Annotated in this window: 28 protein-coding genes; 11 read left to right on the forward strand and 17 right to left on the reverse strand. The window is 71.9% G+C overall.

Annotated features, from left to right (window positions below; all coding sequences use genetic code 11):
• Positions 1-14 precede the first annotated feature (14 nt).
• Positions 15-242 carry a hypothetical protein gene (locus ACGFZS_RS43455; protein WP_393799777.1) on the reverse strand — a complete coding sequence of 76 codons (228 nt, stop codon included), beginning with the start codon at positions 240-242 and terminating at the stop codon, positions 15-17.
• Between the two features lie 202 nt (positions 243-444).
• Positions 445-834: a helix-turn-helix transcriptional regulator gene (locus ACGFZS_RS43460; protein WP_362321076.1), complete on the reverse strand. Its 390-nt coding sequence runs from the start codon at positions 832-834 to the stop codon at positions 445-447.
• A 230-nt stretch (positions 835-1,064) separates the two neighbouring features.
• On the opposite strand from ACGFZS_RS43460, the gene ACGFZS_RS43465 reads away from it, so the two are divergent.
• The 6 genes from ACGFZS_RS43465 to ACGFZS_RS43490 all read left to right on the forward strand — a co-directional run bounded on the left by ACGFZS_RS43465 (position 1,065) and on the right by ACGFZS_RS43490 (position 6,731).
• Entirely contained in the window at positions 1,065-1,280 is a 216-nt protein-coding gene (locus tag ACGFZS_RS43465; RefSeq protein WP_207921928.1) for a hypothetical protein, read from the forward strand.
• Positions 1,281-1,360: 80 nt separating this feature from the next.
• A complete protein-coding gene (locus tag ACGFZS_RS43470) occupies positions 1,361-1,579 on the forward strand; it encodes a hypothetical protein (protein ID WP_355716335.1) in 219 nt (72 codons plus the stop codon).
• 88 nt (positions 1,580-1,667) lie between these two features.
• Entirely contained in the window at positions 1,668-3,572 is a 1,905-nt protein-coding gene (locus ACGFZS_RS43475; protein WP_393799778.1) for a hypothetical protein, read from the forward strand.
• Positions 3,573-3,666: 94 nt separating this feature from the next.
• A complete protein-coding gene (locus tag ACGFZS_RS43480) occupies positions 3,667-4,341 on the forward strand; it encodes a hypothetical protein (RefSeq protein WP_393799779.1) in 675 nt (224 codons plus the stop codon).
• A 210-nt stretch (positions 4,342-4,551) separates the two neighbouring features.
• Positions 4,552-5,727, forward strand: a complete 1,176-nt coding sequence (locus ACGFZS_RS43485; RefSeq protein ID WP_393799780.1) for a 4-hydroxybenzoate 3-monooxygenase — start codon at positions 4,552-4,554, stop codon at positions 5,725-5,727.
• Positions 5,728-5,885: 158 nt separating this feature from the next.
• Positions 5,886-6,731, forward strand: coding sequence for a Bax inhibitor-1/YccA family protein (locus ACGFZS_RS43490; RefSeq protein ID WP_393799781.1), 846 nt, complete (start codon positions 5,886-5,888; stop codon positions 6,729-6,731).
• A 73-nt stretch (positions 6,732-6,804) separates the two neighbouring features.
• Here ACGFZS_RS43490 and ACGFZS_RS43495 read toward each other — a convergent pair whose 3' ends face one another.
• On the reverse strand, positions 6,805-7,035 hold the full coding sequence (locus tag ACGFZS_RS43495) for a DUF4287 domain-containing protein (RefSeq protein ID WP_355716349.1): 231 nt from the start codon (positions 7,033-7,035) through the stop codon (positions 6,805-6,807).
• 118 nt (positions 7,036-7,153) lie between these two features.
• Between ACGFZS_RS43495 and ACGFZS_RS43500 the strand changes: the two genes are divergently transcribed.
• Positions 7,154-7,465, forward strand: a complete 312-nt coding sequence (locus ACGFZS_RS43500) for a hypothetical protein (protein ID WP_359212939.1) — start codon at positions 7,154-7,156, stop codon at positions 7,463-7,465.
• A 147-nt stretch (positions 7,466-7,612) separates the two neighbouring features.
• On the opposite strand, the gene ACGFZS_RS43505 is transcribed toward ACGFZS_RS43500, so the two are convergent.
• The 3 genes from ACGFZS_RS43505 to ACGFZS_RS43515 all read right to left on the reverse strand — a co-directional run bounded on the left by ACGFZS_RS43505 (position 7,613) and on the right by ACGFZS_RS43515 (position 11,091).
• Complete coding sequence (locus ACGFZS_RS43505) at positions 7,613-8,395, reverse strand: hypothetical protein (protein ID WP_355716355.1); 783 nt, start codon at positions 8,393-8,395, stop codon at positions 7,613-7,615.
• 272 nt (positions 8,396-8,667) lie between these two features.
• Positions 8,668-9,888, reverse strand: a complete 1,221-nt coding sequence (locus tag ACGFZS_RS43510; protein ID WP_359212943.1) for an acetyl-CoA C-acetyltransferase — start codon at positions 9,886-9,888, stop codon at positions 8,668-8,670.
• Positions 9,889-10,041: 153 nt separating this feature from the next.
• Positions 10,042-11,091, reverse strand: coding sequence for an SGNH/GDSL hydrolase family protein (locus tag ACGFZS_RS43515; RefSeq protein WP_393799782.1), 1,050 nt, complete (start codon positions 11,089-11,091; stop codon positions 10,042-10,044).
• 150 nt (positions 11,092-11,241) lie between these two features.
• Between ACGFZS_RS43515 and ACGFZS_RS43520 the strand changes: the two genes are divergently transcribed.
• The gene (locus tag ACGFZS_RS43520) at positions 11,242-12,633 is read left to right on the forward strand and encodes a cystathionine beta-synthase (RefSeq protein ID WP_393799783.1); all 1,392 of its coding nucleotides are present in this window, start codon (positions 11,242-11,244) and stop codon (positions 12,631-12,633) included.
• A 357-nt stretch (positions 12,634-12,990) separates the two neighbouring features.
• Here the strand turns inward: ACGFZS_RS43520 and ACGFZS_RS43525 are convergent, their stop codons facing one another.
• The 6 genes from ACGFZS_RS43525 to ACGFZS_RS43550 all read right to left on the reverse strand — a co-directional run bounded on the left by ACGFZS_RS43525 (position 12,991) and on the right by ACGFZS_RS43550 (position 17,580).
• A complete protein-coding gene (locus ACGFZS_RS43525) occupies positions 12,991-13,398 on the reverse strand; it encodes a hypothetical protein (RefSeq protein WP_393799784.1) in 408 nt (135 codons plus the stop codon).
• Positions 13,399-13,470: 72 nt separating this feature from the next.
• Positions 13,471-14,157, reverse strand: a complete 687-nt coding sequence (locus ACGFZS_RS43530) for a carbonic anhydrase (protein ID WP_393799785.1) — start codon at positions 14,155-14,157, stop codon at positions 13,471-13,473.
• A gap of 131 nt (positions 14,158-14,288) precedes the next feature.
• Positions 14,289-15,218: an ABC transporter substrate-binding protein gene (locus ACGFZS_RS43535; RefSeq protein WP_393799786.1), complete on the reverse strand. Its 930-nt coding sequence runs from the start codon at positions 15,216-15,218 to the stop codon at positions 14,289-14,291.
• Positions 15,219-15,228: 10 nt separating this feature from the next.
• A complete protein-coding gene (locus ACGFZS_RS43540) occupies positions 15,229-15,891 on the reverse strand; it encodes an ABC transporter permease (protein WP_359212961.1) in 663 nt (220 codons plus the stop codon).
• Position 15,892: 1 nt separating this feature from the next.
• Positions 15,893-16,534, reverse strand: coding sequence for an ABC transporter permease (locus ACGFZS_RS43545; protein WP_355717305.1), 642 nt, complete (start codon positions 16,532-16,534; stop codon positions 15,893-15,895).
• A complete protein-coding gene (locus ACGFZS_RS43550; RefSeq protein WP_393799787.1) occupies positions 16,531-17,580 on the reverse strand; it encodes an ABC transporter ATP-binding protein in 1,050 nt (349 codons plus the stop codon). The genes ACGFZS_RS43545 and ACGFZS_RS43550 overlap by 4 nt, the downstream gene beginning before the upstream one ends.
• Positions 17,581-17,721: 141 nt before the next feature.
• Here ACGFZS_RS43550 and ACGFZS_RS43555 point away from each other — a divergent pair, with 141 nt between their 5' ends.
• From ACGFZS_RS43555 to ACGFZS_RS43565, 3 genes are all read left to right on the forward strand, one after another.
• Positions 17,722-19,230: an aromatic amino acid ammonia-lyase gene (locus ACGFZS_RS43555; protein ID WP_393799788.1), complete on the forward strand. Its 1,509-nt coding sequence runs from the start codon at positions 17,722-17,724 to the stop codon at positions 19,228-19,230.
• Complete coding sequence (locus ACGFZS_RS43560; protein WP_393799789.1) at positions 19,227-20,069, forward strand: MurR/RpiR family transcriptional regulator; 843 nt, start codon at positions 19,227-19,229, stop codon at positions 20,067-20,069. Before ACGFZS_RS43555 ends, ACGFZS_RS43560 begins: the two co-directional genes overlap by 4 nt.
• Positions 20,070-20,166: 97 nt before the next feature.
• The gene (locus tag ACGFZS_RS43565) at positions 20,167-20,769 is read left to right on the forward strand and encodes a hypothetical protein (RefSeq protein WP_393799790.1); all 603 of its coding nucleotides are present in this window, start codon (positions 20,167-20,169) and stop codon (positions 20,767-20,769) included.
• Positions 20,770-20,776: 7 nt separating this feature from the next.
• Here ACGFZS_RS43565 and ACGFZS_RS43570 read toward each other — a convergent pair whose 3' ends face one another.
• From ACGFZS_RS43570 to ACGFZS_RS43590, 5 genes are all read right to left on the reverse strand, one after another.
• Positions 20,777-21,151 carry a hypothetical protein gene (locus tag ACGFZS_RS43570; RefSeq protein ID WP_355717317.1) on the reverse strand — a complete coding sequence of 125 codons (375 nt, stop codon included), beginning with the start codon at positions 21,149-21,151 and terminating at the stop codon, positions 20,777-20,779.
• Positions 21,152-21,167: 16 nt separating this feature from the next.
• Positions 21,168-21,668 carry a roadblock/LC7 domain-containing protein gene (locus ACGFZS_RS43575; protein ID WP_393799791.1) on the reverse strand — a complete coding sequence of 167 codons (501 nt, stop codon included), beginning with the start codon at positions 21,666-21,668 and terminating at the stop codon, positions 21,168-21,170.
• A 31-nt stretch (positions 21,669-21,699) separates the two neighbouring features.
• Positions 21,700-22,494 (reverse strand): transcriptional regulator, encoded by a 795-nt coding sequence (locus ACGFZS_RS43580; RefSeq protein ID WP_393799792.1) that lies wholly within the window; start codon positions 22,492-22,494, stop codon positions 21,700-21,702.
• Positions 22,491-22,880, reverse strand: a complete 390-nt coding sequence (locus tag ACGFZS_RS43585) for a hypothetical protein (RefSeq protein WP_359212981.1) — start codon at positions 22,878-22,880, stop codon at positions 22,491-22,493. Before ACGFZS_RS43585 ends, ACGFZS_RS43580 begins: the two co-directional genes overlap by 4 nt.
• Positions 22,881-23,051: 171 nt before the next feature.
• Entirely contained in the window at positions 23,052-24,491 is a 1,440-nt protein-coding gene (locus tag ACGFZS_RS43590) for a diaminopimelate decarboxylase (protein ID WP_393799832.1), read from the reverse strand.
• Positions 24,492-24,537: the final 46 nt, after the last annotated feature.

Genomic DNA, 24,537 nt, shown 5'->3' on the forward strand with positions numbered 1-24,537 from the left:
GGGGCCTGCTCGGCTCATCCCTCGTAGACGGTCAGGACCGCGCCGTCGACCTCGATGCGGCGGCCCGCGCGCATTCCGTTGCGGCGCAGGGCGTCCAGGCACTCCTCGAAGAGGCTCAGTTCGCCGGCGTCCAGGATGGCCGCGGCCAGGTCCAGGAGTTCGGCGACCGACGCGTCGGTGAGCACCTCGGGGAGGTCCCCCGACAGCAGGACGACGGACTCGCCGTCGGGGTTTCGGACCACGGCTGTCGCGGGTCCGCCGTGCACGAACAACACATCTTCCCCCTGAGAGCCCGTGGTCGTGCGGCTCTCGCGTCCCGGGCAGAACGAGAGACTAGCCCTGGATCTTCCCGCTTTCGTGCGGAGTCGGATTCTTTTTCCGACTTGACGGAAGCGCGTACGAAAGTTGTTCGGTGGCGATCCGCCGGGGCGCGGTCCGGGGCGGTCACTTCTCCCGCGGGGCGCGGTCCAGCAGGGACTCGACCAGCGCGGCGACATGGCGGCGGTCGTCGGACGACAGCTTCTGGACGCTCGCGATGAGCAGCGCGACCTCGGGGTCGGCGGCGGGTGTGTTCGGATCCGCGTCCGGCGAGGTGTCGTACACGTGGATCCCGCAGGCCTCGGCGGCGGCGCGGCGCACCGTCTCCAGGGGGATCTCCAGTCCCTTGGCCAGGCCCTCCAGGGTGGTCGTCTGGGGCATGCGGACCACGCGGTCGGTGGTGGCCAGGTGGTGGACGGTGGAGCGGGGGATGGAGCCGCGGCGCGCTACGTCACCGTAGGACCAGCCCTTGCGGTCGAGGTGCTCACGGATCAACTGCTGCAGTGCGTTGGCCACTGACCGTCACTTCCTGCTCGCCGCCGGCGGAGTCCGCCATGTCGGGCCCGATTCTACGGTCGGGTAGCCGATAGGCCGAGGGGGTGATTTTCCGAAGGGGTTGCGCGAGGGGTTCCCGAGCCCGTAGTGTCCAATCTCGTTGGACAGCTCGTCCGACCAGATTGGACGGAGTCCGGGGGGAACCTGACTCGTCCCGATCGGAAATGTCTATCCCTGAGGGGGAAAAGATCATGATGGACGCCCATGAGCTCGAGGCCGAGTCCGCGGAGCTGCTGCCGGGTCGCGAGGCCCTGGGCCGGCTGAAGTTCGGCTTCGGCAAGACGGTCAACGTCACCAAGCACGTCGCCAACATCAGCGCCCACAACGAGTCCGCCGCGCTGAACGACCACTCCTCGTGGTCGGTGGCCGACTCCGGCGCCGCCCAGACCATCAGCGTCACCCAGTAACACCGCCCCGGCGCGCACGGCGCCGGGACCGCCGGTATCGGCATCGACCTCATCGCACACGAAACGAAAGGACATCCGTCATGAGCATGGACATGAACGAGCTGGAGAACGAGTCCGCCGAGCTGCTGCCGGGCCGCGAGGCCCTCGGCCGCCTGAAGTTCAGCTTCGGCAAGACGGTCAACGTCACCAAGCACGTCGCCAACATCGACGCGTCCAACCAGTCCGCCGCGCTGAACGACCACTCGGCCTGGTCGTCCGCCCAGTCGTCGGCCGCGCAGACGATCAGCGTCACCCAGTAGTTCCCGGGAGCGCCACCGCCGTCGCCCCGGCGGTGGCGCTCGCGGCATGGGGGGGGAACGGCATGCGGGATCCGGGGGGAGACCACATATGACGGTGCTCGGAGACGGGACCGCCGCGCTGTACGACACGGGCCCGGTGCCCGGACCCGGCGGCTGGCCGGTGACCTACGAGCAGGTGGCGACGGGCAACCTGCCGGTGGTCGACCCGGCCTCGCCGGTGCCGAGGCTGAGCGCGGGACTGCGGCTGCACGGCGAGTACCAGGGGTCGGGCTTCACCGAGCCCAAGTACATCGCCCGTCGGGGGGACGGGCAGGTCGTCCAGCTGTCCAGGCTGCTGTACCTGGTGGCGTCGTCGGTCGACGGCGTGCGCGATGCCGAGGCCATCGCCCACCGGGTCAGCGCCCGCTTCGGCCGCGAGGTCAGCGGGGAGAACATCCGCTTCCTCGTCGAGAAGAAGCTGGAACCGCTGGGTGTGACGGTCCCGGAGGGCCAGGAGGACGACGAGGTCGACGCCCCGCGCTCCGACCTGCTGCTCGCCCTCAAGGGCCACCGGGTCATCTTCAACGAGAAGCGGACGGCGAAGATCGCGCGTTCGCTGGCGTGGCTGCACCGGCCGGCCGTGGTCGCGCTGGTGCTGGGATCGGCCGTCGCCATGGACGTGTGGCTGTTCGGGTTCTTCGGGGCGATCGAGCCCGTCCTGGAGGTGCTCGACCAGCCGGTCCTGATCCTCGTCGTCTTCGTGCTGACCGTGGCCTCCCTCGTCTTCCACGAGTTCGGCCACGCCTCCGCGTGCAGATACGGCGGAGCCCGGCCCGGCTGCATCGGGTGCGGGCTCTTCCTCATCTGGCCGTCGATGTACACCGACGTCACCGACGTCTACCGGATCGGACGGGGCGGCCGGCTCCGCACCGACCTGGGCGGTGTCTACTTCAACGTCGTCTTCATGCTGGCGATGGTCGGCGCCTACTTCGCCACCGGGGCCCAGTTCTTCCTGGCCACGGTGTACCTCGGGCACTTCGAGATCATGGAACAGCTGATGCCGGCCGTACGGCTGGACGGCTACTACATCCTCGGCGACCTGGCCGGCGTGCCGGACCTGTACGGCAAGATCAAGCCGATCCTGCTCGCGCTGGTGCCGGGGGCGAAGGGCGACAAGGCCCGCGAGGAGGTCGCCGGGCTGAAGAAGTCGGCGCGTGCCATCGTCGCCACCTGGGTGCTGACGATGGTCCCGCTGATCATCGGCGAACTCGGCTACGCGCTGTGGAACCTGCCCCGGATCCTCACCACGATGACCCGCTCGCTGACCGAGCAACTCCTCGGCACCGGCTCGGCGTTCGTGGACGGGAAGATCGTCGAGGGCCTGGTCGGGACGATCGGCAGCGTGATGCTGCTCTGCCCGATGGCCGGTGTGGTCTACCTGTCCGTGAAGATCGGCGGGCGGATCATCCGGGCCGCGAAACGCACCACCGCGGGCCGGCCCCGGCTCCGGCTGGTGATCTGCGCCCTCGCCCTCGCCGGGCTCACCGGGCTCAGCTACGCCTGGATGTCCGGGGTGACCCCGAAGCCGCTGCCCAAGCAGCCGCCGATCGCACCGATCCTCCAGCCGGGGGTGCCGACCGAGGAACCGCCGCCACGGCAGGCCTCGACCCCGGACCAGCCGGAGGAATCCGGTGCCCCGTCGGACACCGTGTCCGGCGAGCCGGCGCCCTCGGCCGGGGCCGGCGCGGGGCCCTCGGCCGAGCAGACCTCGCGGGGCGCCTCCGCCTCGGCGTCGCCGTCCGCGTCGGTGCCCGGCGGCCCCGGCCAGGGGCCCACCAAGTCGCCGGCGCCGGCCACCGGAGGGACGGCCACCGCGCCGACGCCCTCGCCGTCCGAGAGCGTCCCGGCGTCCCTGACGCCCACCCCCTCGGAGAGCGTCCCGGTGTCCCCGACGCCCAGCCCGTCCTCGCCGCCGGTCAGCGACTCGCCGAGCCCGGCCCCGGCCACGTCCTGACGCACGGCACCGGGCCGCCGTACCGGGTCCGCCGGCCCCTCGGTCACCGCACCACTCATCGCTTACCGCTTACCGCTTACCGCAGGAGCAATCCATGAGCAGTCACCGAAAACCACGCACCACCTCAGGTCCGCTCTCCCGGCGGGCTCTCCGGATCGGCCTGTTCGCCGCCGGGGTCGCCGGGGCGGCCACCGCCGTACCGGCCCAGGCGGCCACCCTGGCGCCGCACGCCGCGTTCGCCTCCGACCATGTCTTCAGCCACGCCGACCGGGGCCACCACACCCAGGCCAGGGACTCCTTCACGGTCCGTCAGTTCGGCACGGTGAACGCGGCCACCGCACGCAACCAGGCCAACGCCGTCGGGGCCGGCTGCTCGGTGGACGACCACTGCCGGTCGGTCGCGCTGTCCTTCCAGATCGTCACGATCGCGGGGGAGCGCACCCACCTGAACGCGGTGAACCTCAGCGACGCCGCCAACAAGGAGTGCACCGGCTGCCAGACCCTGGCCGGCGCCTACCAGTTCGTGGTCTCCACCCCGACCGCGCTGCGCTTCGACGCCGCCACCCGCGGCAAGCTGGACGACATCCACCGCCGGCTCGACGAGCTGACCCGCTCCACCCTGCCCGCCGCCGACCTGCGCACGCGGGCCGACGGACTGGCCGCCGAGGTCACCGCCGTCCTCCATGACGCGGTCGCGAACGCCCCCAAGGGCGACCCGAAGACCGACGTCACCCTGCACCGCCACCTGGACGGCTGGCCGGGCCACTGACCCCGCCCCGTCGTTCCGTTCCCGGCCGCCCGGCCCACGACCGCCTCCAGCGGGCCGGGCGGCCGGGCGCGTCCATTGACAGGGAGTACGACCCGGCGGAGACTCGGAGGAACATGGTGAAGGAAATTTCACCACGCGAACAACGAGAGCCATGTGAACCACACGGGCAGAGCGGGGCGACGGCGCCCCGTCCAGGGAAGGGAACGACCGATGCGCACCACCGTCGGCATCATCGGAGCCGGACCCGCCGGGCTCCTCCTCGCGCGGCTGCTGCACAACGCGGGCATCGACTCGGTCGTCCTGGAGAGCCGCGACCGCTCCTACGTCGAGCACCGCCAGCGCGCCGGGATCCTGGAGCAGGGCACGGTGGACGTGCTGCGCGCGGCCGGCGCCGGGGAGCGCATGGACCGCGAGGGGCTGCGCCACGACGGCATCGAGCTGCGCTTCGCCAGGCAGCGCCACCGCGTCGACTTCCCCGGTCTCACCGGCGGCCGGTCCGTGATGGTCTACGCCCAGACCGAGGTCTGCAAGGACCTCATCGCCCTCCAGCTCAAGGAGGGCGGCCCGCTGCTCTTCGAGGCGGAGGCGCTGGCGGTGGAGGACGCGGAGAGCGAGCGGCCGCGCATCCGGTTCCGGCACGAGGGCCGGGAGGACGTCCTGGAGTGCGACTACGTCGTCGGCTGCGACGGCTTCTGGGGAGTGGCCCGCACCGCGTTCCCCGAGTCCCTCTCCCGGGTCTTCGAACGCACGTACCCCTACGCCTGGCTGGGCATCCTCGCGGACGTCGCTCCCTCCCACGACGAGCTGGTCTACGCCCGCCACGAGCGCGGCTTCGCCCTCCTGTCCATGCGCTCCCCGTCCGTCTCCCGCCTCTACCTCCAGGTCCCGGCGGACACGGACGCCGGGGCGTGGACCGACGAGGCGATCTGGGACGAGCTGGAGCGGCGCTTCGAGACCGACGACGACTGGCGCCTGGAGCGCGGCCCGATCACCCAGAAGTCGGTCACCCCCATGCGGTCCTACGTCCATGAGCCCATGCGGCACGGCCGGGTCCTCCTCGCCGGGGACGCCGCCCACATCGTGCCGCCGACCGGCGCCAAGGGGCTGAACCTGGCGGTCGGCGACGTCGTCACCCTCGCCCGCGCCCTGGCCCACGAGCGGGAGACGGGCTCCCCGGACCTGCTGGAGTCCTACTCGGCGACCTGCCTGCGCCGGGTGTGGCAGGCCGAGCGGTTCTCGTACGACATGACGACCCTGCTCCACCCCGGCCCCGGCGACACCCCCTTCGACGCCCGGCTCCAGCTGGCCCGGCTCGGCCGGATCACCTCCTCCCGGGCCGCCGAGACCGATCTCGCGGAGGCGTACACGGGCTTCCCGCTGGAATGAAGTGGGAATGAAGGTCTCCATGGCCGGGAATCAGGGCTCCGCGTAGCGTGTTGCGCAGCACGGTGAGGGAAAGATCCTCCGCAGGTAGTAGGGTCAATCTTTTGCCAATCCATTACTCTTGATGCCAAGGCCACGCGAGGTGGCCATGGAGGAGTGAAATGAGGAGCAGCAACCCGGTCTTCTCGCGACGGGGGTTCAGCCGCGACAACGGCTACGCGGGCTTCAACACCGCGCCGCAGGCCGGGTACGCACAGGGCAACCCGTACGCGAACAACCCCTACGCCCAGCAGGACGTCCAGCAGGGCGCCCCGCCGCAGGCCCCGGCCACCACCGGCCGGATGACCATGGACGACGTCATCACGCGCTCCGCGATGACGCTCGGCACGGTCGCCGTCGGCGCGGTCCTCGCCTGGGCCCTGCTGCCGGTCTCCAGCACCAGCTACGGCCTGGCCATCGGCTCCGCGATCATCGCGTTCGTCCTGGCCATGATCCAGAGCTTCAAGCGCACCCCGGTACCCGCGCTGATCCTGGGATACGCCGCCTTCGAGGGCGTCTTCCTCGGCGTCATCAGCGAGATGTACAACACCCAGTGGAGCGGCGCCCCGTTCCAGGCGGTGCTCGGCACCATGGCGGTCTCGGGCGCGACCCTGCTGGTCTACCGGGCCGGCTGGATCCGGGTCACCGCCCGCTACGCCCGTATCGGCATGGCCATCGCCATCGCCTTCGTGGTGGTCATGGCGGTCAACCTGCTGCTGGTCGCCTTCGGCGTCGCCGAGGACGGCGGTCTGCGCAGCTTCGGCCCGCTCGGCGCGATCGTCGGCATCATCGCGATCCTGCTCGGCGCGTTCTTCCTGACCCTCGACTTCAAGCAGATCGAGGACGGCATCGCCTACGGCGCCCCGAAGAACGAGTCCTGGCTGGCCGCGTTCGGCCTCACCATGACGCTGGTGTGGATCTACGTCGAGATGCTGCGCCTGGTGGCGATCTTCAACAGCAGCGACTAGCCGCGCGAGACGAGCTGAGAAGGGCCCCGGGGTCGTCACCCCGGGGCCCTTCGCCGTCTGTGCGCGTGCGCGCCTAGAGAAGTTTGCGCGCGGCCCTCCTCAGGTCGTACTCGTGGATCAACGCCTTCGCGTGGCCGTACGCGAGGTTGTGTTCATGGCGGAGCCAGCTGACCTTCTCCTCGAAGCGGAAGAGGGACGGGCCTTCGTCGACGGTACGCAGCCAGTCGGACACTTCACGACCGGTGCAGTGGGGGATGCGGGCGAGCATGTTGCGATGGGTCTCCTCGGAGAAGACTTGGGACATCGGCGCCTCCGGTGCGCAAAGGGGGTTGTAGCCGGTCCTTCACGTCACCGTGCCTGAGTGTTGGCGTGTTGGCAACAGTCCTGACAGGACAGCCGACGGCACGCGTTACGCTCACGCCGTGGTTGATACGACACCTCTGACCCGTGCCGTGGAGCACTTCGCCGACAAGTTGCGGGCGGCCCCGCAGAGCCGCCTGCAGCGGGGCGCCGCCGCGGAAGCGCTGGCGCTGGCCCGGCAGTTGGCCGACTGGGCGCGGACCGTCGAGGAACCGGACGCCGCGGCACGCGAGATGCCGGACGCGGGGATGTTCGCGGTCGCCGACCAGATCACCGTGGCCGGGAACGATCTGGCGGTGGTGCTGCTGAGCGACGCCGAGGTCGGCGACGCGGTGCGGCTGGTGGAAGAGGCGCAGAAGAGGGCGGGGGTGTGAGGGGTGCGTCGTCGGGTGCGGGTGCGCTGTGGCTGGTCGCGCAGTTCCCCGCGCCCCTAAAGGCAAAAGAAGGGGCGCTGCGACGAGCGCCCCTTCAGGGGCGCGGGGAACTGCGCGAGCAACCCCCACGCACCCGCACCCGACGCATCACAGGGACGCTATGACCCGGTCCGCCAGGATGTAGACGTTCTCCTCGCCGCACGCGAACGTCAGCGTGTAGGCGCCGGAGATCCCGGAGCCGCCCAGCAGGAACGGCGTCTCGCCCGCGCCCAGCGCCGCGGCCAGCCGCTCGGCGGTCTCCCGGTGCCCCGGCGTCATGCACAGGGTCGTGCCGTCGGCGAAGACATAGACGTCCAGCGTGCCCAGCGGCCCGGGCCGCACGTCGGAGAGTTCGACCTGGGACTCGGCCAGCTGCTCCAGCGTCGCGACCGTCCGCTCGTGGTCGTTCACGACCGGCGACTGCACCGGTACGAAGTCCGGGTGGGACGGGTGCCGGCGGCGGGCCGCGGACAGTTCCGGGGACTCCCCGGCGAACTCGTCGGCCTCCGTCGCCGGCTCGGCGACCGGCTCCAGGCCCACGAAGTCGCTCTGCCGGGGCAGGAACAGCTCGTTGTCCGCCAGGCCCAGCAGCGACGGCGCGTCGGAGACGTCACGCGCCTCCTGCGCGGCCCAGAAGGCGCGTGCCTCGGCCAGCTCCCGCTCCCGCTCCTCGGCCAGCGCCTCCGCCACGGCGGCGCGTATCTCGTCCGTGTCGGCGTGGCTGCGGGCGGCGGGCAGCAGGGCCCGCATCGTCGCGGCCTGGTTCTGGGCAAGCTGGGTGTGCAGCTCGGCGACCTGACGGCGCAGCTTCAGAACGGTGCGCAGGACAGCGACGCCCACGGCGCCCGTGGCGGCCGTGGTGAGCAGCAAGGCGATCGGCATGGCGCTCACTGACGTACTCCCGGTTCAAAGTCGACCCCCGACTTCCTACATCAGCTTGAAGGGTGGACTATCCAGCTGTCAGTGCGTAACGTCACGAAACGGACAGGACTTTGGTCCTGGGGTTTACCCGGACAGTGGCGCTGACCTGCGGCGATATCCCCGCAGAGGGAGATAGGTCACATCCTGAGGGAGATTGGATCACAAATCGGCCCGGTGTTCGGGGTTTTCTCGAACACCGGGCCGTGCTGTCACGGTGCGTTCCGTGACGGTCACTCAGGGGATCAGCTGAGGCGCTCGATGACCATCGCCATGCCTTGGCCGCCGCCCACGCACATCGTCTCCAGGCCGAACTGCTTGTCGTGGAACTGGAGGGAGTTGATGAGCGTGCCGGTGATGCGGGCGCCGGTCATGCCGAAGGGGTGGCCGACGGCGATGGCGCCGCCGTTCACGTTCAGCTTCTCCAGCGGGATGTCCAGGTCGCGGTAGGAGGGGATCACCTGCGCGGCGAACGCCTCGTTGATCTCGACCAGGTCGATGTCGCCGATGGTCAGGCCGGCGCGCTGGAGCGCCTGCTTGCTCGCCTCCACCGGGCCCAGGCCCATGATCTCGGGGGAGAGGCCGGTGACGCCGGTGGACACGATGCGGGCGAGCGGGGTGAGGCCGAGCTCGCGGGCCTTGGTGTCGCTCATGATGACGACCGCGGCGGCGCCGTCGTTCAGTGGGCAGCAGTTGCCGGCCGTGACCAGGCCGTCGGGGCGGAACACCGGCTTCAGGCCGGAGACGCCCTCCAGGGTGACGCCGGCGCGCGGGCCGTCGTCCTTGCTGACGACCGTGCCGTCGGGGAGGGTGACCGGGGTGATCTCGCGCTCCCAGAAGCCGTTCTTGATGGCTTCCTCGGCGAGGTTCTGGGAGCGGACGCCGAACTCGTCCATGTCCTGGCGGGTGACGCCCTTGATCCGGGCCAGGTTCTCCGCGGTCTGGCCCATCGCGATGTACGGGTCGGGGAGCAGGCCGTCCTCGCGCGGGTCGTGCCAGGTCGAGCCCTCGGACGCGGCGGTGGCGGCCGTGCGGGCCTGTGCCTCGTCGAAGAGCGGGTTGGTGGTGCCCGGGAGGCCGTCCGAGCTGCCCTTGGCGTAGCGGGAGACCATCTCGACACCGGCCGAGATGAAGACGTCGCCCTCGCCTGCCTTGATGGCGTGCAGCGCCATGCGGCTGGTCTGCAGGGACGAGGAACAGTAGCGGGTGATCGTGGTGCCGGGCAGGAAGTCCATGCCCATCTGTACGGCGACGATCCGGCCGAGGTTGTAGCCCTGCTCGCCGCCGGGGAGGCCGCAGCCGAGCATCAGGTCGTCGATGTCCCTGGGGTCCAGCTCGGGGACCTTGGCGAGGGCGGCCTGGATGATCGTCGCGGTGAGGTCGTCGGGGCGCAGGTCCTTCAGAGAGCCCTTGACGGCGCGGCCGATCGGGGAACGGGCGGTCGAGACGATGACTGCTTCGGGCATCTCACGGCTCCATTGACGTCTGTACGGACTGGCAGGGGTGCTTGGGAAGTTACCCGTACGTATGTCATCGGTCACCGGTGTCGGGGTGTGACACTGGCCGCACTTTCTAAGCGCTTGCTTGGCTGGAGCGGGCTCCCTACCGGAGCGGGCTCCCTAGTCGGTGGTGCCCGCCCTCGACCTCGCCTCCTCGGAAGCCTGGTCGGACGGGAGCGCCTCCACGTGCTGGCGGCGGCGCCGTTTCAGCAGGGCCCACGGTCCGCGGGGCCCCGTCGGCATGGCCGCGGTGACCTCGGTGCCGGGCTCGGCCGCGGCCTCCGCTGCCGCGCGGGCGACCGGGAGGAAGCCCTCGCGGCGGGTGACGTCGGGGCGCTCCTCGTCCGCCGGCCAGAGGCCGAGGGCCGCGCAGACGGTGGGGAGGACGGCCATCGCCGCCGTGGCGTAGCCCTCCGCGGAGGGGTGGTAGTTGTCGGGGCCGAAGAGCTCGCGGGGGTTCGCCGCGAACTCGGGGCCCAGCAGGTCACCCAGCGACACCGTGCGGCCGCCCTGCTCCACCGTGCCGATCGTCTGGGCCGCCGCCAGCTGCCGGGAGGCCCGCCGGGCCAGCCAGCGCAACGGCTGTCGTACCGGCTCGATCGTGCCCAGGTCGGGGCAGGTGCCGACGACGACCTCGGCGCCCGCCGTGCGCAGCCGTCGTACCGCCGCCGAGAGGTGGCGCACGGAACGGGTCGGCGGCATCCGGCGGGTGACGTCGTTGGCGCCGATCATGATCACGCAGACGTCGGGGACCGGCGAGGCGGTGCCCAGGACGAGCGCCACCTGGCGGTCCAGGTCGTCGGACTGGGCGCCGGGCTGCGCCACGTTGCTGAACTCGACCGGGCGTTCGGCCACGGCCGCGAGGCCGGAGGCCAGCAGCGCGCCGGGCGTCTGGGCACCCCGGTGCACGCCCTGCCCCGCCGCCGTGGAGTCGCCGAGCATCGTCAGCCGCAGGGGAGGCTCACCGCTGTCGTACGCGTCGCCGTAACGGCCGTCGGCGGCCGGCACCCGTCCGCCGCTGTTGCCGTTGCCCACCGCCGTCCTGGCCATCCGCACCTCGGCCAGCACCAGGCCCACCGCGGCCGCGCCGACCAGCCCGACCCCGCCGCCGCCGTACGCCGCCCCGGCCGCGATCCGCCGGGCCACCCGCGCCCTCGACATGTTCGTCATGCGTCGCCGCCACCTCCTCGTTGCCGCTCATCCACTCCTTGCCCCGTACAGCCCGTGCGTCAATCTCAACGGGGAGTGAACCTCCGGAGCGGGGCCTTAGGCTGGCCACACCACTAGGACCACACCTTTTGCAAGCAACCGGAGACAACGGTGCGATTCCACGACTCGATGATCAGCCTCGTCGGCAACACCCCGCTGGTGAGACTCAACAGCGTCACCCAGGGCATCCGGGCCACCGTGCTCGCCAAGGTCGAGTACTTCAACCCGGGCGGGTCCGTGAAGGACCGGATCGCGCTGCGGATGATCGAGGCGGCGGAGAAGAGCGGGGAGCTGCTGCCCGGCGGGACGATCGTCGAGCCGACCAGCGGGAACACCGGGGTGGGGCTGGCGATCGTGGCCCAGCAGAAGGGGTACAAGTGCATCTTCGTGTGCCCCGACAAGGTGAGCACCGACAAGATCAACGTGCTGCGGGCGTACGGCGCCGAGGTCGTGGTCTGCCCGACGGCCGTGGACCCGGAGCACCCGGACTCGTACTACAACGTCTCCGACCGGCTGGTCCGCGAGACGCCCGGCGCCTGGAAGCCGGACCAGTACTCCAACCCGAACAACCCCCTGTCGCACTATCACTCGACCGGCCCCGAGCTGTGGGAGCAGACGGCGGGGAAGATCACCCATTTCGTGGCGGGCGTCGGCACCGGCGGCACGATCTCCGGCACCGGCCGCTATCTGAAGGACGCCAGTGACGGCCGCGTCCAGGTGGTCGGCGCCGACCCGGAGGGGTCCGTCTACTCCGGCGGGTCCGGGCGGCCGTACCTCGTCGAGGGCGTGGGCGAGGACTTCTGGCCGACCGCCTACGACCGGACCGTCGCCGACGAGATCGTCGCCGTGTCCGACAAGGACTCCTTCCAGATGACCCGGCGCCTCGCGAAGGAGGAGGGCCTGCTGGTGGGCGGCTCCTGCGGGATGGCGGTCGTGGCCGCGCTGCGCGTCGCGGAGCGGCTCGGCCCGGACGACGTCGTGGTCGTCCTGCTGCCGGACAGCGGCCGTGGCTACCTCAGCAAGATCTTCAACGACGAGTGGATGGCCGACTACGGCTTCCTGGAGGACGAGGGTCCGAGCGCCCGCGTCGGCGACGTGCTCAGCGACAAGGCCGGCGGGGTCATCCCCTCCCTCGTCCACATGCACCCCGAGGAGACCGTCGGACAGGCCATCGAGGTGTTGCGCGAGTACGGCGTCTCGCAGATGCCCGTCGTGAAGCCGGGCGCCGGCCACCCGGACGTGATGGCCGCCGAGGTCGTCGGCTCGGTCGTCGAACGCGAGCTGCTGGACGCGCTGTTCAGCAAGCGCGCCTCGCTGGAGGACCCGCTGGAGAAGCACATGTGCGCGCCGCTGCCGCAGGTCGGCTCCGGCGAGCCGGTCGCGGACCTGATGAAGGTGCTGGGCGCGGCCGACGCGGCGATCGTCCTCGTCGAGGGCAAGCCGACCGGTGTGGTCAGCCGGCAGGACCTGCTGGCGTTTCTCGCCAAGGGCGGCAAGCAGTAGCGAACGTGCGGTGAACTGGCCGTGACGCCGGGGAACTTACGGTTTCCCGTCCGAATGGTGGACTTCGCGGAAGTGGTACGAGCGTGTCACGTCCGCGCAGCACACGCTTAACACGGGTCCGGCAGATTAGTGGGTGTCGGCAGGGCGGGAGCGGCTCCCCGCCCCGGCCGGCACCGAACGTCCAAGGACCTCCGGAGCGGCTCCCGGACCTCCATGGACGCCCGGACGCGCAAGCCCGGCCCTGACCCGGCTCGCGTCCCTCGCGGGGACCGCCGTCGTCCCGCCCCCCGGTAACGGGGGTGCGGCGGTCCCCGCGCATTACTTTTCCCACCCCGGTCCCCGTGCCGGGGTCCGGGCTCAGTCCTCGCGGTCGCCCCGGCGGAACAGGCCGGGGTTGAGACGGACCGCCTGGGCCACGTTGACACCGGCGATGCCGACCCAGGTGGCGATCAGGCCCGTCATGCCCCCGAAGGCACCGCCGATCGCCGACAGCGGGATCGCCAGCACCAGCGAGACGATGCCGAAACCGAACCGCTCGCCCCAGGAGTCGGTGCCCTTCGGCCGGCGCACACCCCGGGCCACCCGCATCTGCTGCTCGGCCAGACCCCGGCGCAGCCGCCGCTCCACCGCGCCGTCGATGCGCTGGTCGAGCTTCTCCATGAAGGAGTCGGCCAGTTCCGACTCGTACTCCGGCCCCAGCTCCCTGCGGGCGTGCAGGGTGGCGGCGAGGTCCTTCTGCAGGTCGGTGTCACGCGCGTCCGTCATGGCGCCCACGGTAGAGAGCGGGGGCGCCCGCCGCACTGGGGTAATCCCCCGCGTTCGTTCGGGGGTCCGCCCTCACGGCAGCAGCGACACCAGACCGCTGTCCAGGTCGAACCGTGCCGCGACCACCGAGGCCGCCGCGAACGCGGAGTCCGCCCGGATCGCGTCCCGCACCCACGCGGTGTGCGCCCGCACGGTGTGCTCGGCCCAGTCGCCGGGCAGCGCCCTGGTGCGGCGGGCGGCCGGGGCGATCTCGGCGACGAGGAGTTCCAGATGGCCCGGGACGGGCGTGCCGGAGCGGAGATGGTCCAGGGTGGCGGCGACGGCGCCGCAGCGTTCGTGGCCGAGGACCAGGACCAGCGGGACCCGCAGCTCCGCCACGCCGTACTGGATCGAGCCGAGCACGGCCTCGTCCAGCACCTGCCCGGCGGTCCTTATGCACAGCAGGTCGCCGAGGCCCTGGTCGAAGACGAGTTCGGGCACGACCCGGCTGTCGATGCAGCCGAGGACCACCGCGAACGGGTGCTGTCCGGCGGCCAGCCGGCGGCGGTGGCCGGCGATGTCGCGCGGGCGGCGGGGCCGGCCGGCCGCGTACCGGCGATTGCCGGCGAGCAGTTCGTCCAGCGCGGCGGCGGCCGTGTCGGGTGCGGTGCCGGCCGCCGCCGGGGAGGAGACGGCGGCCAGGACGCCGACGGCGGTGGCGGTGACGGTCGCGGTGACAGTGGCGGTGGCGGTCAGAAAGGCCCTGCGGTTCGAGGCCATGACGCTTCCTCAGGAGTGTGGTGCCGATGACGCCCCATCACCGTAGGCAGTCAGTCGATTACTCCCCGTGCCTGTTTGCGGATATTTGACACTTCCGTCGGCAGATCATCGGCCGCCGCGCGCGGTGCCGGTCAGGCCAGCCCGTGCTGCTTCGCGTACGCGGCCGCCACGTCCTCCGGGTCCTTCTTGTCGTTGTCGACCTGGCTGTTGAGCTGGGTGAGCTGGTCGGTGGTGAGGACGTTGCCCAGCCGGGCGAGGGCCTTGCGGACGGTGTCGTCGGCCTTGCGGTCGGCGATCAGCGGGACGATGTGCTGGCTGGGGATCAGGTTCTTGGGGTCGGCCAGCACCACCCAGTCGTTGGCCGCGATGTCGGTGTCGGTGGTGAAGAGGTTCGCCACGTCGACGTCGCCCTTCTTCAGCGCGCCCTTGACCAGCGGCCCGTCGGAGTCCAGCGACTTGAACTCCTTGAACTCGACCCCGTACACCTCCTGCAGGCCGACCGCGCCCACCCGCCGCTTCTTCACCTCGGGCGCGGCCCCGATGACCAGCTTGCCGTTCTGCTTGGCCAGGTCGGCCAGCGAGGTCAGGCCGTACTTCCGCGCGGTCGCCCGGGTGACGACGAAGCAGTCGGAGTCGGCGGCCTGCCCGTACGGCAGCACCTGGAGCCCGGCGGGCAGCGCGAGGGTGAGCGCGTTCTGCATGGTGCCCGGCTCGGCGGAGGCGTCCTTCGGGGCCAGGTAGTTGAGGAGGGCGCCCTGGTACTCGGGGAGCAGGTCGATGTCGCCGGCCTTGAGCGCGGGGATCACGATCTCCCGGGTGCCGAGGTTGGGGCGGACCTTGACCTTCACGCCAGCTTTCTGGAGCGCGGCCGCGTAGAGGTAGCCGAGCACCTGGTTCTCGGTGAAGTTGGCGGTGCCGATCGTGATGCCGCCCTTGCTGGAGCCGCCGCCGGCGGTCGAACCGCTGCTCTCGTTCAGGGAGGTGATGCCGCTGGAGCAGGCGGCGAGGGCGGGGACGGAACCGGCGGCGAGCAGGCCACCGAGGAGGGTACGACGGTTCATCTCGGGTTCCCTAGGCAGTGCGGTGGCGGAAGAGGAAGCGCTGGAGGCTGCTCAGCAGCAGATCGAGGACGACGGCGACGAGCGCGACCAGCACCGCGCCGCCGAGCACCTGGACGAGGTCGCGCTGGGCGAGTCCGTCGAAGACGTAGCGGCCGAGGCCGCCGAAGGAGACGTACGCGGCGATGGTGGCGGTGGCCACGACCTGGATGAGGGCGAGGCGCAGGCCCGTCATGATCAGGGGGAGCGCGAGGGGCAGCTCGACCTGGACGAGCACCTGGTGGCCGCGCATGCCCTGGCCGCGGGCCGCGTCCTTCACGTCCGGGTCGACGGCCGTCATCCCGGCGTAGGTGTTGGTGACGATCGCCGGGACCGCGAGGGCGACCAGCGCCACGTACACCGGCAGCATCGAGAGGCCGCCCGCCAGGAAGACCAGGACCACCAGGCCGACGGTCGGCAGCGCGCGGCCGAAGGACGCCAGGTTGATGGCGAGGAACGCGCCCTTGCCGGTGTGGCCGATCAGCAGGCCGAGGGGCAGGCCGATCGCCGCCGCGATGAGGGTGGCGAGCAGCGAGTACTGGAGGTGCTCGGCGAGGCGGTGGGCGATGCCGTCGGATCCGGCCCAACTGGAGCCGCTGGTCAGCCAGGTGCCGAGGTTCTTGAAGAGTTCGAACATGTCAGGCTCGCCTCCGCCGCCACGGGGTCAGTACGTACTGGAGCGCCACCAGCAGCGCGTCCGCGACCACCGCGAGCAGGATCGTGAGGACCACGCCCACGATCACCGGGGTCGGGAAGTCGCGCTGGAAGCCGTCGGTGAAGAGCTGGCCGAGACCGCCGTCGCCGATGTAGGTGGCGACCGAGACCAGCGAGATGGACATGACCGTCGCGATCCGGATGCCCGCGAAGATCACGGGGAGCGCGAGCGGGAGTTCGACGGTGAGGAGGGTGCGCAGCGGGCGCGTCCCCATCGCCTTCGCCGCCTCCTTGGTCTTCGCCGGGACCGAGTCCAGTCCCTCGACCGTGTTCCGGAGCAGCACGACCAGGGTGTAGACGGTCAGGCCGATGACGGTCGTGGTCCGGGTCAGGCCGCTGATCGGCAGCAGCAGGACGAAGATCGCGATCGAGGGGATCGTGAAGAGCACGTTCGACAGGCCGAGCAGGAAACCGCGCAGCGGGCGGACCCGGTGGGCGAGGACCGCGAGCGGCAGCGAGATCAGCAGGCCGAAGAAGACGGCGGTCATCGCGGCCTGGAGGTGCGAGAGGGTGAGGCTGGTGAGGTCGTCGGTGTGGTCGCCTATCCACGACCAGTCGATGGTCATGCGGCCACCACCCGGGCCTCGGAGTGGGCCTGGCCGGCGTGCACGTGGATGTCGTCGCGGGACGAGACACCGGTCAGCACACCCTGCGCGTCGACCCGGGCGACCAGCCCGGTCGGGGAGGCGATCGACTCGTCGAGGGCCGAGAGCAGCGAGTCGCCGTCCTTCAGCGGCCGTACCGGGAGTTCGGTCTCCGTGTCCGCGGACTTGGCCGCCCAGTGCAGGGGCTTGCGTTCGGCGTCGAGTACGAGGGTCCAGGCACCGCCCTCGGGGGCCGGGCCCTGCGGGACCCCGGCGAGGGTCTTCAACGAGAGCAGCTTCAGTCCGCGCTCGGCGCCGAGGAAGTCGGCCACGAAGTCGTCGGCCGGACGGGCCAGGAGTTCGGCGGGCGGGGCGCACTGGACCAGGTGGCCGCCGGTGCGGAAGATCGCGATCCGGTCGCCGAGCCGGACCGCCTCGTCGACGTCGTGCGTGACGAAGACGATGGTCTTGTTCAGCTCCTTCTGGAGCCGCAGCAGTTCGTCCTGGAGCTGGGTGCGGACCACCGGGTCGACCGCGCCGAACGGCTCGTCCATCAGCAGCACCGGCGGATCGGCGGCGAGCGCGCGGGCCACGCCGACGCGCTGCTGCTGGCCGCCGGAGAGCTGGTGCGGGTAGCGCTTGCCGGCGTCGGCTGCCAGGCCGACGGTCTCCAGGAGTTCGGCGGCGCGGGCGCGGGCCTTCTTCCGGTTCCAGCCGAGCAGCAGCGGGACGGTGGCGACGTTGTCCAGCACCGTGCGGTGCGGGAAGAGGCCGGCCTGCTGGATGACGTACCCGATGGAGCGGCGCAGTTCGGCGGCGTCCTGCTCGGTGACGTCCTTGCCGTTCACCTTGATCGTGCCGGAGGTCGGTTCGACCATCCGGTTGATCATCCGCAGGGTGGTGGTCTTGCCGCAACCGGAGGAGCCGACCAGGACGGTGACCCCGCCCTCCGGCATCTCCAGAGAGAGATCATGGACTGCTGTCGTGCCGTTGGGGAAGCGCTTGTGGACCGCGTCGAACTGGATCATGAGATGTCCCTTGCCCGGCTGTATAACGTCATGCAGAGTTCTCGGTAAGTGAATGGATTGTCAACGGTCTGGCGTTAATCCGAGGTAACGGATGACCGCAACGCAAGATCGAGTGTCCGGATTGAGGGGAGTTTGGGCGTGATGTCGTCTCGTATCGTGGACGCTCTCGGAACATCACACTCTGGCCTGGTGGTCCTCGACGGCATCGGCATGGGTGTCGCGGACGTCGTCCGGCTCGCCGACGGCACCGCCCGGCCGGTCCCCGGCACGGACGGGATGCGCCGTGCCGAGGAGTCCTGGGACGCCGCCCGGCAGATCGCCGCGACCGGCCGCGTCTACGGCCGCTCCACCGGCGTCGGCGCCAACCGGAACGAGACCGTGCCCACCGAGGCCGCCGCCGGACACGGACTGCGGCTGCTGCGCAGCCACGCCGGGGCGATCGGCGACGAACTGCCCGCCCGGCAGGTCCGCGCCATGCTCGCGGTGCGGGCCAACCAGCTGCTGGCCGGCGGCGCCGGGCTGCGGCCGAGCGTGGTCACCGCGCTGTGCGAGGCACTGGAGTCGGGCGCGTACCCGGCCGTCAACGAGTTCGGCTCGGTGGGCACCGGGGACATCGCGGCGCTGGCCCAGGTGGGCCTCGCGCTGGTCGGCGAGCACCCCTGGCGGGGCGCCGGCGCACCCGCGCCCCAGCCCCTCGACAACAACGACGCCCTCGCCCTGATCAGCAGCAACGCCCTCACCCTCGGCCAGTCGGCGCTCGCCCTGCACGAGCTGCGCGGCCTGATCGAGGCCACCCAGGTGGTGGCGGCCCTGTCCCTGCTGGCCGTCGACGGCTCCCACGAGGCGTTCGCGGCCCCCGTGCACGCGGCCCGCCCGCACCGGGGGAGCGCCGAGGTCGCCCGCCGGATGCGGGAGCTGATCGGCGCCGCCGACCGGCCGACCCCGCCGCTCGGCCGGATCCAGGACCCGTACGGCTTCCGCTGCCTGCCCCAGATCCACGGCCCGGCCCAGGACGCGGCCGACGCCCTGGAACAGGTCCTCACCATCGAGATCAACGCCGCCGCCGAGAACCCCCTCATCTCCGCCGAGGACCTCGCCGCCTACCACCACGGCGGCTTCTACCAGGCCCAGCTCGCCCTCGCCCTGGACCACTTCCGGCTCGCGGTCACCCAGGTCGCGCGCCTGTCCACGTCCCGCCTCTCCTCCCTCAACGAGCCCGCCTTCACCCGCCTGCGCCCCTTCCTCGCCGACCAGGAGCCCGCCTCCTCCGGCGTGATGATCCTGGAGTACGCCGCCGGCGCCGCCCTCGGCGATCTGCGCGCCTTCTCCGCGCCCGCCTCCCTCGGGCACGCTGTACTCTCCCGAGGCGTCGAGGAGCAGGCCAGTTTCGCCTCGCTCGCCGCCCGTCAAACGCTGCGCGCCTGTCGTGCGTACCGTCTGGTGGTCGGCTGCGAACTCGTCGCCGCCGTACGGGCGCTGCGCCAGCGCGAACTGAGGCCCGAACCCGGGCTCGGGGCGGGCCGGGCGCTGGAGCTCGCCGAGGCGGTGCTGGAGGCGGACCCGGCCGACCGGCCGCTCACGGACGACGTCACGGCGGCGGCCGCGCTGCTCGACCGGTTCACGGACATCTGGAGGGGGAGCACGTCATGAACGTGACCGACAGCCCTGCGACTCGCTTGCAGGCGCTCTTCGAGGGGCACCGGCTCACGCCGACCCAGCGGCGCATCGCGCACAGCATGGTGCGGCGCGCCGCCGACGTGCCGTTCCTGTCCAGCGTGGAGCTGGCGGACCTGGCCGGGGTCAGCCAGCCCTCCGTCACCCGGTTCGCGGTCGCCCTCGGCTTCGACGGCTACCCGGCGCTGCGCAGGCACCTGCGCGAGGTCGTGCCCCCCGAGCAGACGGCGGGCAACGGGTCGTACAACGAGTACCAGCAGGCCGTCGAGGCCGAGATCGAGAACCTGCGGCACCTGGCCGAGGTGCTCGCCGACCCGCGCCCGGTGCAGCAGGCGGGACGGCTGCTGGCCGCCTCCCGGCCGCTCCCGGTCCTCGGGCTGCGCGCCGCCGCCTCCCAGGCGTACGGCTTCGCGTACTTCGCCGCCAAGGTGCACCCGGACGTCCGGCTGCTCAACGAGGGCGGCACGATGATCCACGACCGGATCGACGCGGCCGTCCTCGCCGGCGCCTCCACCCTGCTGTGCTTCGCGCTGCCCCGGCATCCGCGCGAGGTCGTGGACACCCTGGGCTATGCCAAGGAGGCCGGGCTGACCGTCGTGACCGTCGCCGACTCCGCGTTCGCGCCGGTGGCCAAGGTCTCCGACCTGCTGCTGCCCGCCGCCGTCGGCACCGGCCTCGCCTTCGACACCGCGTGCGCGCCGATGCTGCTCGGCCGGGTGCTGCTGGAGGCGATGTGCGACGACCTGCCGGACGCGCAGGCGCGCCTGGAGGAGTTCGACACCCGGGCGGCGGCGCGGGGCCTCTTCGTGGAGTGAGCCTGCGCGCCCGGCCCGGCTTTAAGACTCGTCTCACGTTCGCTGGTTAGCGTCCCACCCCACGGACAGGGACGAGACCGGCGAGGAGGCAGCGGGCATGGCGCGTGCGGGACGAGAGGGGCGCGGCGGACAGGGGCTGGCCCGGGTGGCCGTGGTCGTACGGGCCGGGGCCGCGCCGCTGTGGTGGTCCGGGGTGTTCGCGGCCGGCGTCGGCGTGCTGCCCCCGGGGATCACCGGGCGGCGGATCGGGGTGCTGGCCGGGGCCGCGCTGTTCCTCGTCGGCGCCGCCGTCGTGGCGCTCACCCGCCGCAAGCGGTACACCGCGCTGCTGCACGGCGCCGCCCGGGCCGGGAAGCACGACGTCCTCCAGGACCGGGCGGTGACCGTGCGCAACTGGCGCCGGGGGCACCGCTGGTGGCTGCTGCTGGCCTTCGCCGTCGCGCTCGGCAGCTCCTTCGCGGTGCCCGCCGCGGGCGGCATGCTGCTCGCCGGGACCGGCACCGGGCTGCGGCTGAAGGCGGCCTGGCTCGGCCGCCGGGAGAGGGCCGAGGAGCAGCTGATGTGGCTGCGCGTCGACTGGCTCGACCAGCGCGGCGGCCGCCCGGCCGGCAAGACCGTCAAGGCCTACCGCGGCACCGGCATCGCGGCGGGCGACGCGGCCCCGGGCGGGTCCCGCCGGCACACCGCGGCGCTGGTCTGAAGGTCTTCTAGACCTCCAGGTCCTCCTCGATCCGCTTCAGCTGGTGGCGGGCCATCGCCAGGTTGGCGCGGGCCTGGTCGAGGACCAGGTAGAGGAAGAGGCCGTTGCCGCCGCGGCCCTTGAGCAGCCGGATCAGGTGGTACTGGTTGGAGAGCGTGATCAGGATGTCCTCGATGTCGCCCTTGAGGCCGAGGTGCTCCATGGTGCGCATCTTGGCGCGGATCACATCGGTGTTGCCGGCGGCGGCCACGTTCAGGTCGAAGGACTTGCTGCCGCCCATCGTGCCCAGCGCCATCCCGCTGGTGTAGTCGACGAGCGCCACGCCGGTGGCGCCCTCGATGGAGGTCAGGCACTCTTTCAGCGCGGTTTCGGTGTTGGCCATGACTTTCTGGTTCCTCTCAACTGTCGGTTGCGGTGCGCGCGTCGGTGGTGGTGCTGGTCCGTGGCGTGCGCGTGGTTCTGGTCCGTGGGGTGGTGGCGCGGGCGGGCCGCAGGGCCTTGGCGGCGTCCTCGGCCGCGTCCACCAGCTCGCCGATCCGGGCGGCGGCGCGCCGCCCCTCCAGGTGCAGCCGGCCGACGTTCACCCGGTCCTCGGCGAGCAGGGTGAGGACGGCACTGCGGCCGGCGGCGTAGGTGGCGACATAGCCGTCCTCGCCGCGCACCAGCAGCTCCCTGAGTTCGCCCTTGCCGGTGGCGTCGGAGACGCGGACGGCGACGCCCAGCTCGGCCGCGGTCAGCGCGGCGAGGCCCTCCGGGTCGACTCCGGGCAGGTCATGGGCGACGACGAGGCCGTCGACGCCGGCCGCGAGCGCGCCGGTGAGCTGGGGCATCCGGCTGCGCAGCCGGCGCAGTTCGTCGAGGACGGCCTCTCTGTCGGAGCTGCCGGGTTCTGCCGCCATCAGCTGTCTCCTCTCGGCGGGGCGGTGCCGTTCAAAGGGCCTCCAGCGCATCCCTGAGCCTCTTCAGCAGCGCGATGTCGGGGTCGGTGACCGGGGGGATCCGGGGCGGAGCGGAGGCCACGGGACGCCCCTTGACGAGGAGCCCGGCCGCCGCCAGCCGTCGTACGTCCACCAGCGTGTGGAAGGCCGGCCGGCCCAGCTCGCGGGCGATCTCCGGGGCCGTGCGGACGCCGTCCACCCGGTCCAGGACCGCCCGCTGCCGGAGGGTGACCGGCGGCGGTGCGAGGGGGTCGGCGCGGATCAGCGGGGCGCCGTCCATCGCCGGGTCGGGCCACAGACGGTCCAGCAGCTCGCGCCGGCGCAGGGTCTCGCGGTCCAGGGCGGTGACGGGGATCGCGGGCAACGGTCCGGCCGCGGAGGTGGCGCCGTACCGGAACCGGCCCGGGGTGCTGCTCGGCGCGAGCGCGAAGTACCCGGCGTCGAACAGCGCGCCGAGCCGGGCGACCTCCAGCGCGCCTCTCGGCAGCAGACCGGCGGCGAGCAGCCGGTGCGCGGCGGCCGGTATGTCGTCGGTCCACGGCCAGACCGCCGGGTCGAGCGTGCCGTGGGCCGTGAGGAGCACGTCGAGGCCGGGGGCGAGCGGGCTCTCGGCGTGCACCACGCGGCCCTCGGCCAGGTGCAGGGTGCCGTGCTCGCGGATCAGGACACCGGTGGCCCGTTCCTCGGCGAGGCGGATCAGCATCGGGGAGAGCGCGCCGGGCGCCCGGTCCGGTGCGGCCGCCCGGTCCCGGACCGGCAGCGGCGGAGGTGTTTCGACCACGGTCATCCCAGCACCAGCCGCTCGGCCATCTCGCCGAGCCGGATCCGGGCGAGGGCGAGGTTGCCGTCCTCGCGGGCCAGCCACAGGTGCAGGAACACCGTGGCGTCGAAGGACGTGACCACGAACCGCAGCAGGTGGTAGCTGTCCCGGTTGCTGACGATCAGGTCCTCCACCGGAGGGCTCACGTCGATGTCGTCCCCGGTGCTGAACGCCCCGTGCTCGGCGGCCAGCCGGGCCAGCTCGGCGGCCTCCGCGGCGGTGGTCTCGTGGTCACCGCCCGGTGCCTCCCCGACCGTGCCCAGGGCCAGCCCGCTCGTCCAGTCCACCAGCGCGGCCCCCCGGGCACCGGGCAGACGCATCGCTTCCAGTAAGCACTCGTCGATTCCGGGCACCCTGGCTCCCCTCCCGCCCCCTGGGACTCCGGTTGAGTGACGCAGACACTACGCATCGTGTGCGGGAGGGGTGAGTCGTTTGGCATTTTCCAGTGGAACGTGCGCCCGGCAGGCTAGTGTTGGTCAACTGGGCTGCTTTTCACACCAGTTGATCCCTGTGTCCCTCCTGTCTCAATGGCGCTCGGAAGTGCGCAGGGTGGTGAGCGCGTCCGCGTGCGCCCCTCCGGAATCGGCCACGATCTCGGCGACCGTCTGCGGCTCCCGTACGACGGCGAACGCCAGGCCCCCGTCGCCGTCCGGCGTGAAGCCGTAAACCCCGGGCCGAGCAAGGGAGTTGTAGGAGTAGTGGGTGCCGAAGTAGTACGCCCCGGTGTCCAGCGCGACGGCGAAGTCCCCCTGCTCCAGCAGCGGCAGCGCGCGTCCCTCGGCGAGCAGGTCGCCGGAGAAACAGGCCGGCCCCGCCACGTCCTGCACCACCGCCGGCCCCTCCTTGGGCCGCCCCTTGTCGTCGTACGCGGCGATCCTGAGCGGCCAGGTCCCCGGCACGTACACCGTCCGCGACGCCACCTGCACCCCCGCGTGCGTCACCGCGATCCGCCGCCCGCCGGAGCTCTTGGCGTACTCGACCCGGGCCACCACCGTCCCGTGCCGGGCCAGCAGCGACCGCCCGAACTCCGTCACCAGCCCGTACCGCCCGTCGAACAGCCCCGGGACCGCCTCCGCGAGCAGCCGCGCGTACTGCGCGTACGTCGGCTCCGTCACCTCCGACGCGAGGTTGACCGAGAGCCCGCCCCCGATGTCGAGGGTGTCGACCTGCCGCCGGCCGGTCCGCGCGTTGATCTCCTCGGCCAGCGCGTACGTCTCCGCCACGCCCCGCGCCAGCAGCGACAGCGAGATCCCCTGCGAGCCGATGTGCGCGTGCAGCCGCGTCAGCCACGGCCGGTCCGCGAACGCCTGGATCACCCACTCCCGGGCCCCCTCGTCGCGCAGCCCCACCCCGAACTTCGAGGTCGCGGTGGCGGTGGAGGTGGACCCGATGGTGCCGGCCCCGATCTGCGGGTTCACCCGGAGCCCGAGCGCCGGGCGGACGGAGGTCCCCGCGCCGCCGCCCCGGACCAGGGCGTCGATCCGCCGCAGCTCCTGCGGGTTGTCCGCGTTCACGGCCACGCCGAGCGCCAGCGCCTCGCGCAGCTCCGCCTCGGTCTTCGCGGGCGCGTCGAACACCGTCCGCGCCACCGGCACCCCGGCCGCCCCGGCCAGCGCCAGCTCGCCCGCGCTCGCCACCTCGGCGCCGATGCCCTCCGAGGCCAGCAGCCGCACCACCGGCACCAGCGGGTTCGCCTTCACCGCGAAGGCGTGCAGGATGGCGGTGCCCGGCGCTGCGACCGCTTCGAACGCCCGGTGCAGCGCCGCGGCCGAGGCACGGATGCCCGTGACGTCCAACAGGCCTACGATCGGCGCGTCCGGCCCCAGCAGCCCCTGCTCCACCGCCGCCCGCACGGCGGCGTCCCGCCGCACGACCCGCTCACCGTCGTCCCCGCCCGCTTCGGTCCCGTCGATCTCGTTGGTCTCTTCGATCTCTTCGCTAGCTTCCACGACGCTCCCCGACATGTCGTCGTCCGCACCGATAAGGCCCATAAGTCCAGCCAAACATCCG

Source organism: Streptomyces sp. NPDC048288 (genome assembly GCF_043201555.1).
Taxonomy (GTDB): Bacteria; Actinomycetota; Actinomycetes; order Streptomycetales; family Streptomycetaceae; genus Streptomyces.

Excerpts from the sequence above, each read along its gene's own strand:
- ACGFZS_RS43465 (WP_207921928.1), top strand. The coding sequence starts at position 1,065 with ATGATGGACGCCCATGAGCTCGAGGCCGAGTCCGCGGAGCTGCTGCCG.
- ACGFZS_RS43470 (WP_355716335.1), top strand. The coding sequence starts at position 1,361 with ATGAGCATGGACATGAACGAGCTGGAGAACGAGTCCGCCGAGCTGCTG.
- ACGFZS_RS43475 (WP_393799778.1), top strand. The coding sequence starts at position 1,668 with ATGACGGTGCTCGGAGACGGGACCGCCGCGCTGTACGACACGGGCCCG.
- ACGFZS_RS43480 (WP_393799779.1), top strand. The coding sequence starts at position 3,667 with ATGAGCAGTCACCGAAAACCACGCACCACCTCAGGTCCGCTCTCCCGG.
- ACGFZS_RS43485 (WP_393799780.1), top strand. The coding sequence starts at position 4,552 with ATGCGCACCACCGTCGGCATCATCGGAGCCGGACCCGCCGGGCTCCTC.
- ACGFZS_RS43490 (WP_393799781.1), top strand. The coding sequence starts at position 5,886 with ATGAGGAGCAGCAACCCGGTCTTCTCGCGACGGGGGTTCAGCCGCGAC.
- ACGFZS_RS43495 (WP_355716349.1), bottom strand. The coding sequence starts at position 7,035 with ATGTCCCAAGTCTTCTCCGAGGAGACCCATCGCAACATGCTCGCCCGC.
- ACGFZS_RS43510 (WP_359212943.1), bottom strand. The coding sequence starts at position 9,888 with ATGCCCGAAGCAGTCATCGTCTCGACCGCCCGTTCCCCGATCGGCCGC.
- ACGFZS_RS43515 (WP_393799782.1), bottom strand. The coding sequence starts at position 11,091 with ATGACGAACATGTCGAGGGCGCGGGTGGCCCGGCGGATCGCGGCCGGG.
- ACGFZS_RS43525 (WP_393799784.1), bottom strand. The coding sequence starts at position 13,398 with ATGACGGACGCGCGTGACACCGACCTGCAGAAGGACCTCGCCGCCACC.
- ACGFZS_RS43530 (WP_393799785.1), bottom strand. The coding sequence starts at position 14,157 with ATGGCCTCGAACCGCAGGGCCTTTCTGACCGCCACCGCCACTGTCACC.
- ACGFZS_RS43535 (WP_393799786.1), bottom strand. The coding sequence starts at position 15,218 with ATGAACCGTCGTACCCTCCTCGGTGGCCTGCTCGCCGCCGGTTCCGTC.
- ACGFZS_RS43540 (WP_359212961.1), bottom strand. The coding sequence starts at position 15,891 with ATGTTCGAACTCTTCAAGAACCTCGGCACCTGGCTGACCAGCGGCTCC.
- ACGFZS_RS43545 (WP_355717305.1), bottom strand. The coding sequence starts at position 16,534 with ATGACCATCGACTGGTCGTGGATAGGCGACCACACCGACGACCTCACC.
- ACGFZS_RS43550 (WP_393799787.1), bottom strand. The coding sequence starts at position 17,580 with ATGATCCAGTTCGACGCGGTCCACAAGCGCTTCCCCAACGGCACGACA.
- ACGFZS_RS43555 (WP_393799788.1), top strand. The coding sequence starts at position 17,722 with ATGTCGTCTCGTATCGTGGACGCTCTCGGAACATCACACTCTGGCCTG.
- ACGFZS_RS43560 (WP_393799789.1), top strand. The coding sequence starts at position 19,227 with ATGAACGTGACCGACAGCCCTGCGACTCGCTTGCAGGCGCTCTTCGAG.
- ACGFZS_RS43565 (WP_393799790.1), top strand. The coding sequence starts at position 20,167 with ATGGCGCGTGCGGGACGAGAGGGGCGCGGCGGACAGGGGCTGGCCCGG.
- ACGFZS_RS43570 (WP_355717317.1), bottom strand. The coding sequence starts at position 21,151 with ATGGCCAACACCGAAACCGCGCTGAAAGAGTGCCTGACCTCCATCGAG.
- ACGFZS_RS43575 (WP_393799791.1), bottom strand. The coding sequence starts at position 21,668 with ATGGCGGCAGAACCCGGCAGCTCCGACAGAGAGGCCGTCCTCGACGAA.
- ACGFZS_RS43580 (WP_393799792.1), bottom strand. The coding sequence starts at position 22,494 with ATGACCGTGGTCGAAACACCTCCGCCGCTGCCGGTCCGGGACCGGGCG.
- ACGFZS_RS43590 (WP_393799832.1), bottom strand. The coding sequence starts at position 24,491 with ATGTCGGGGAGCGTCGTGGAAGCTAGCGAAGAGATCGAAGAGACCAAC.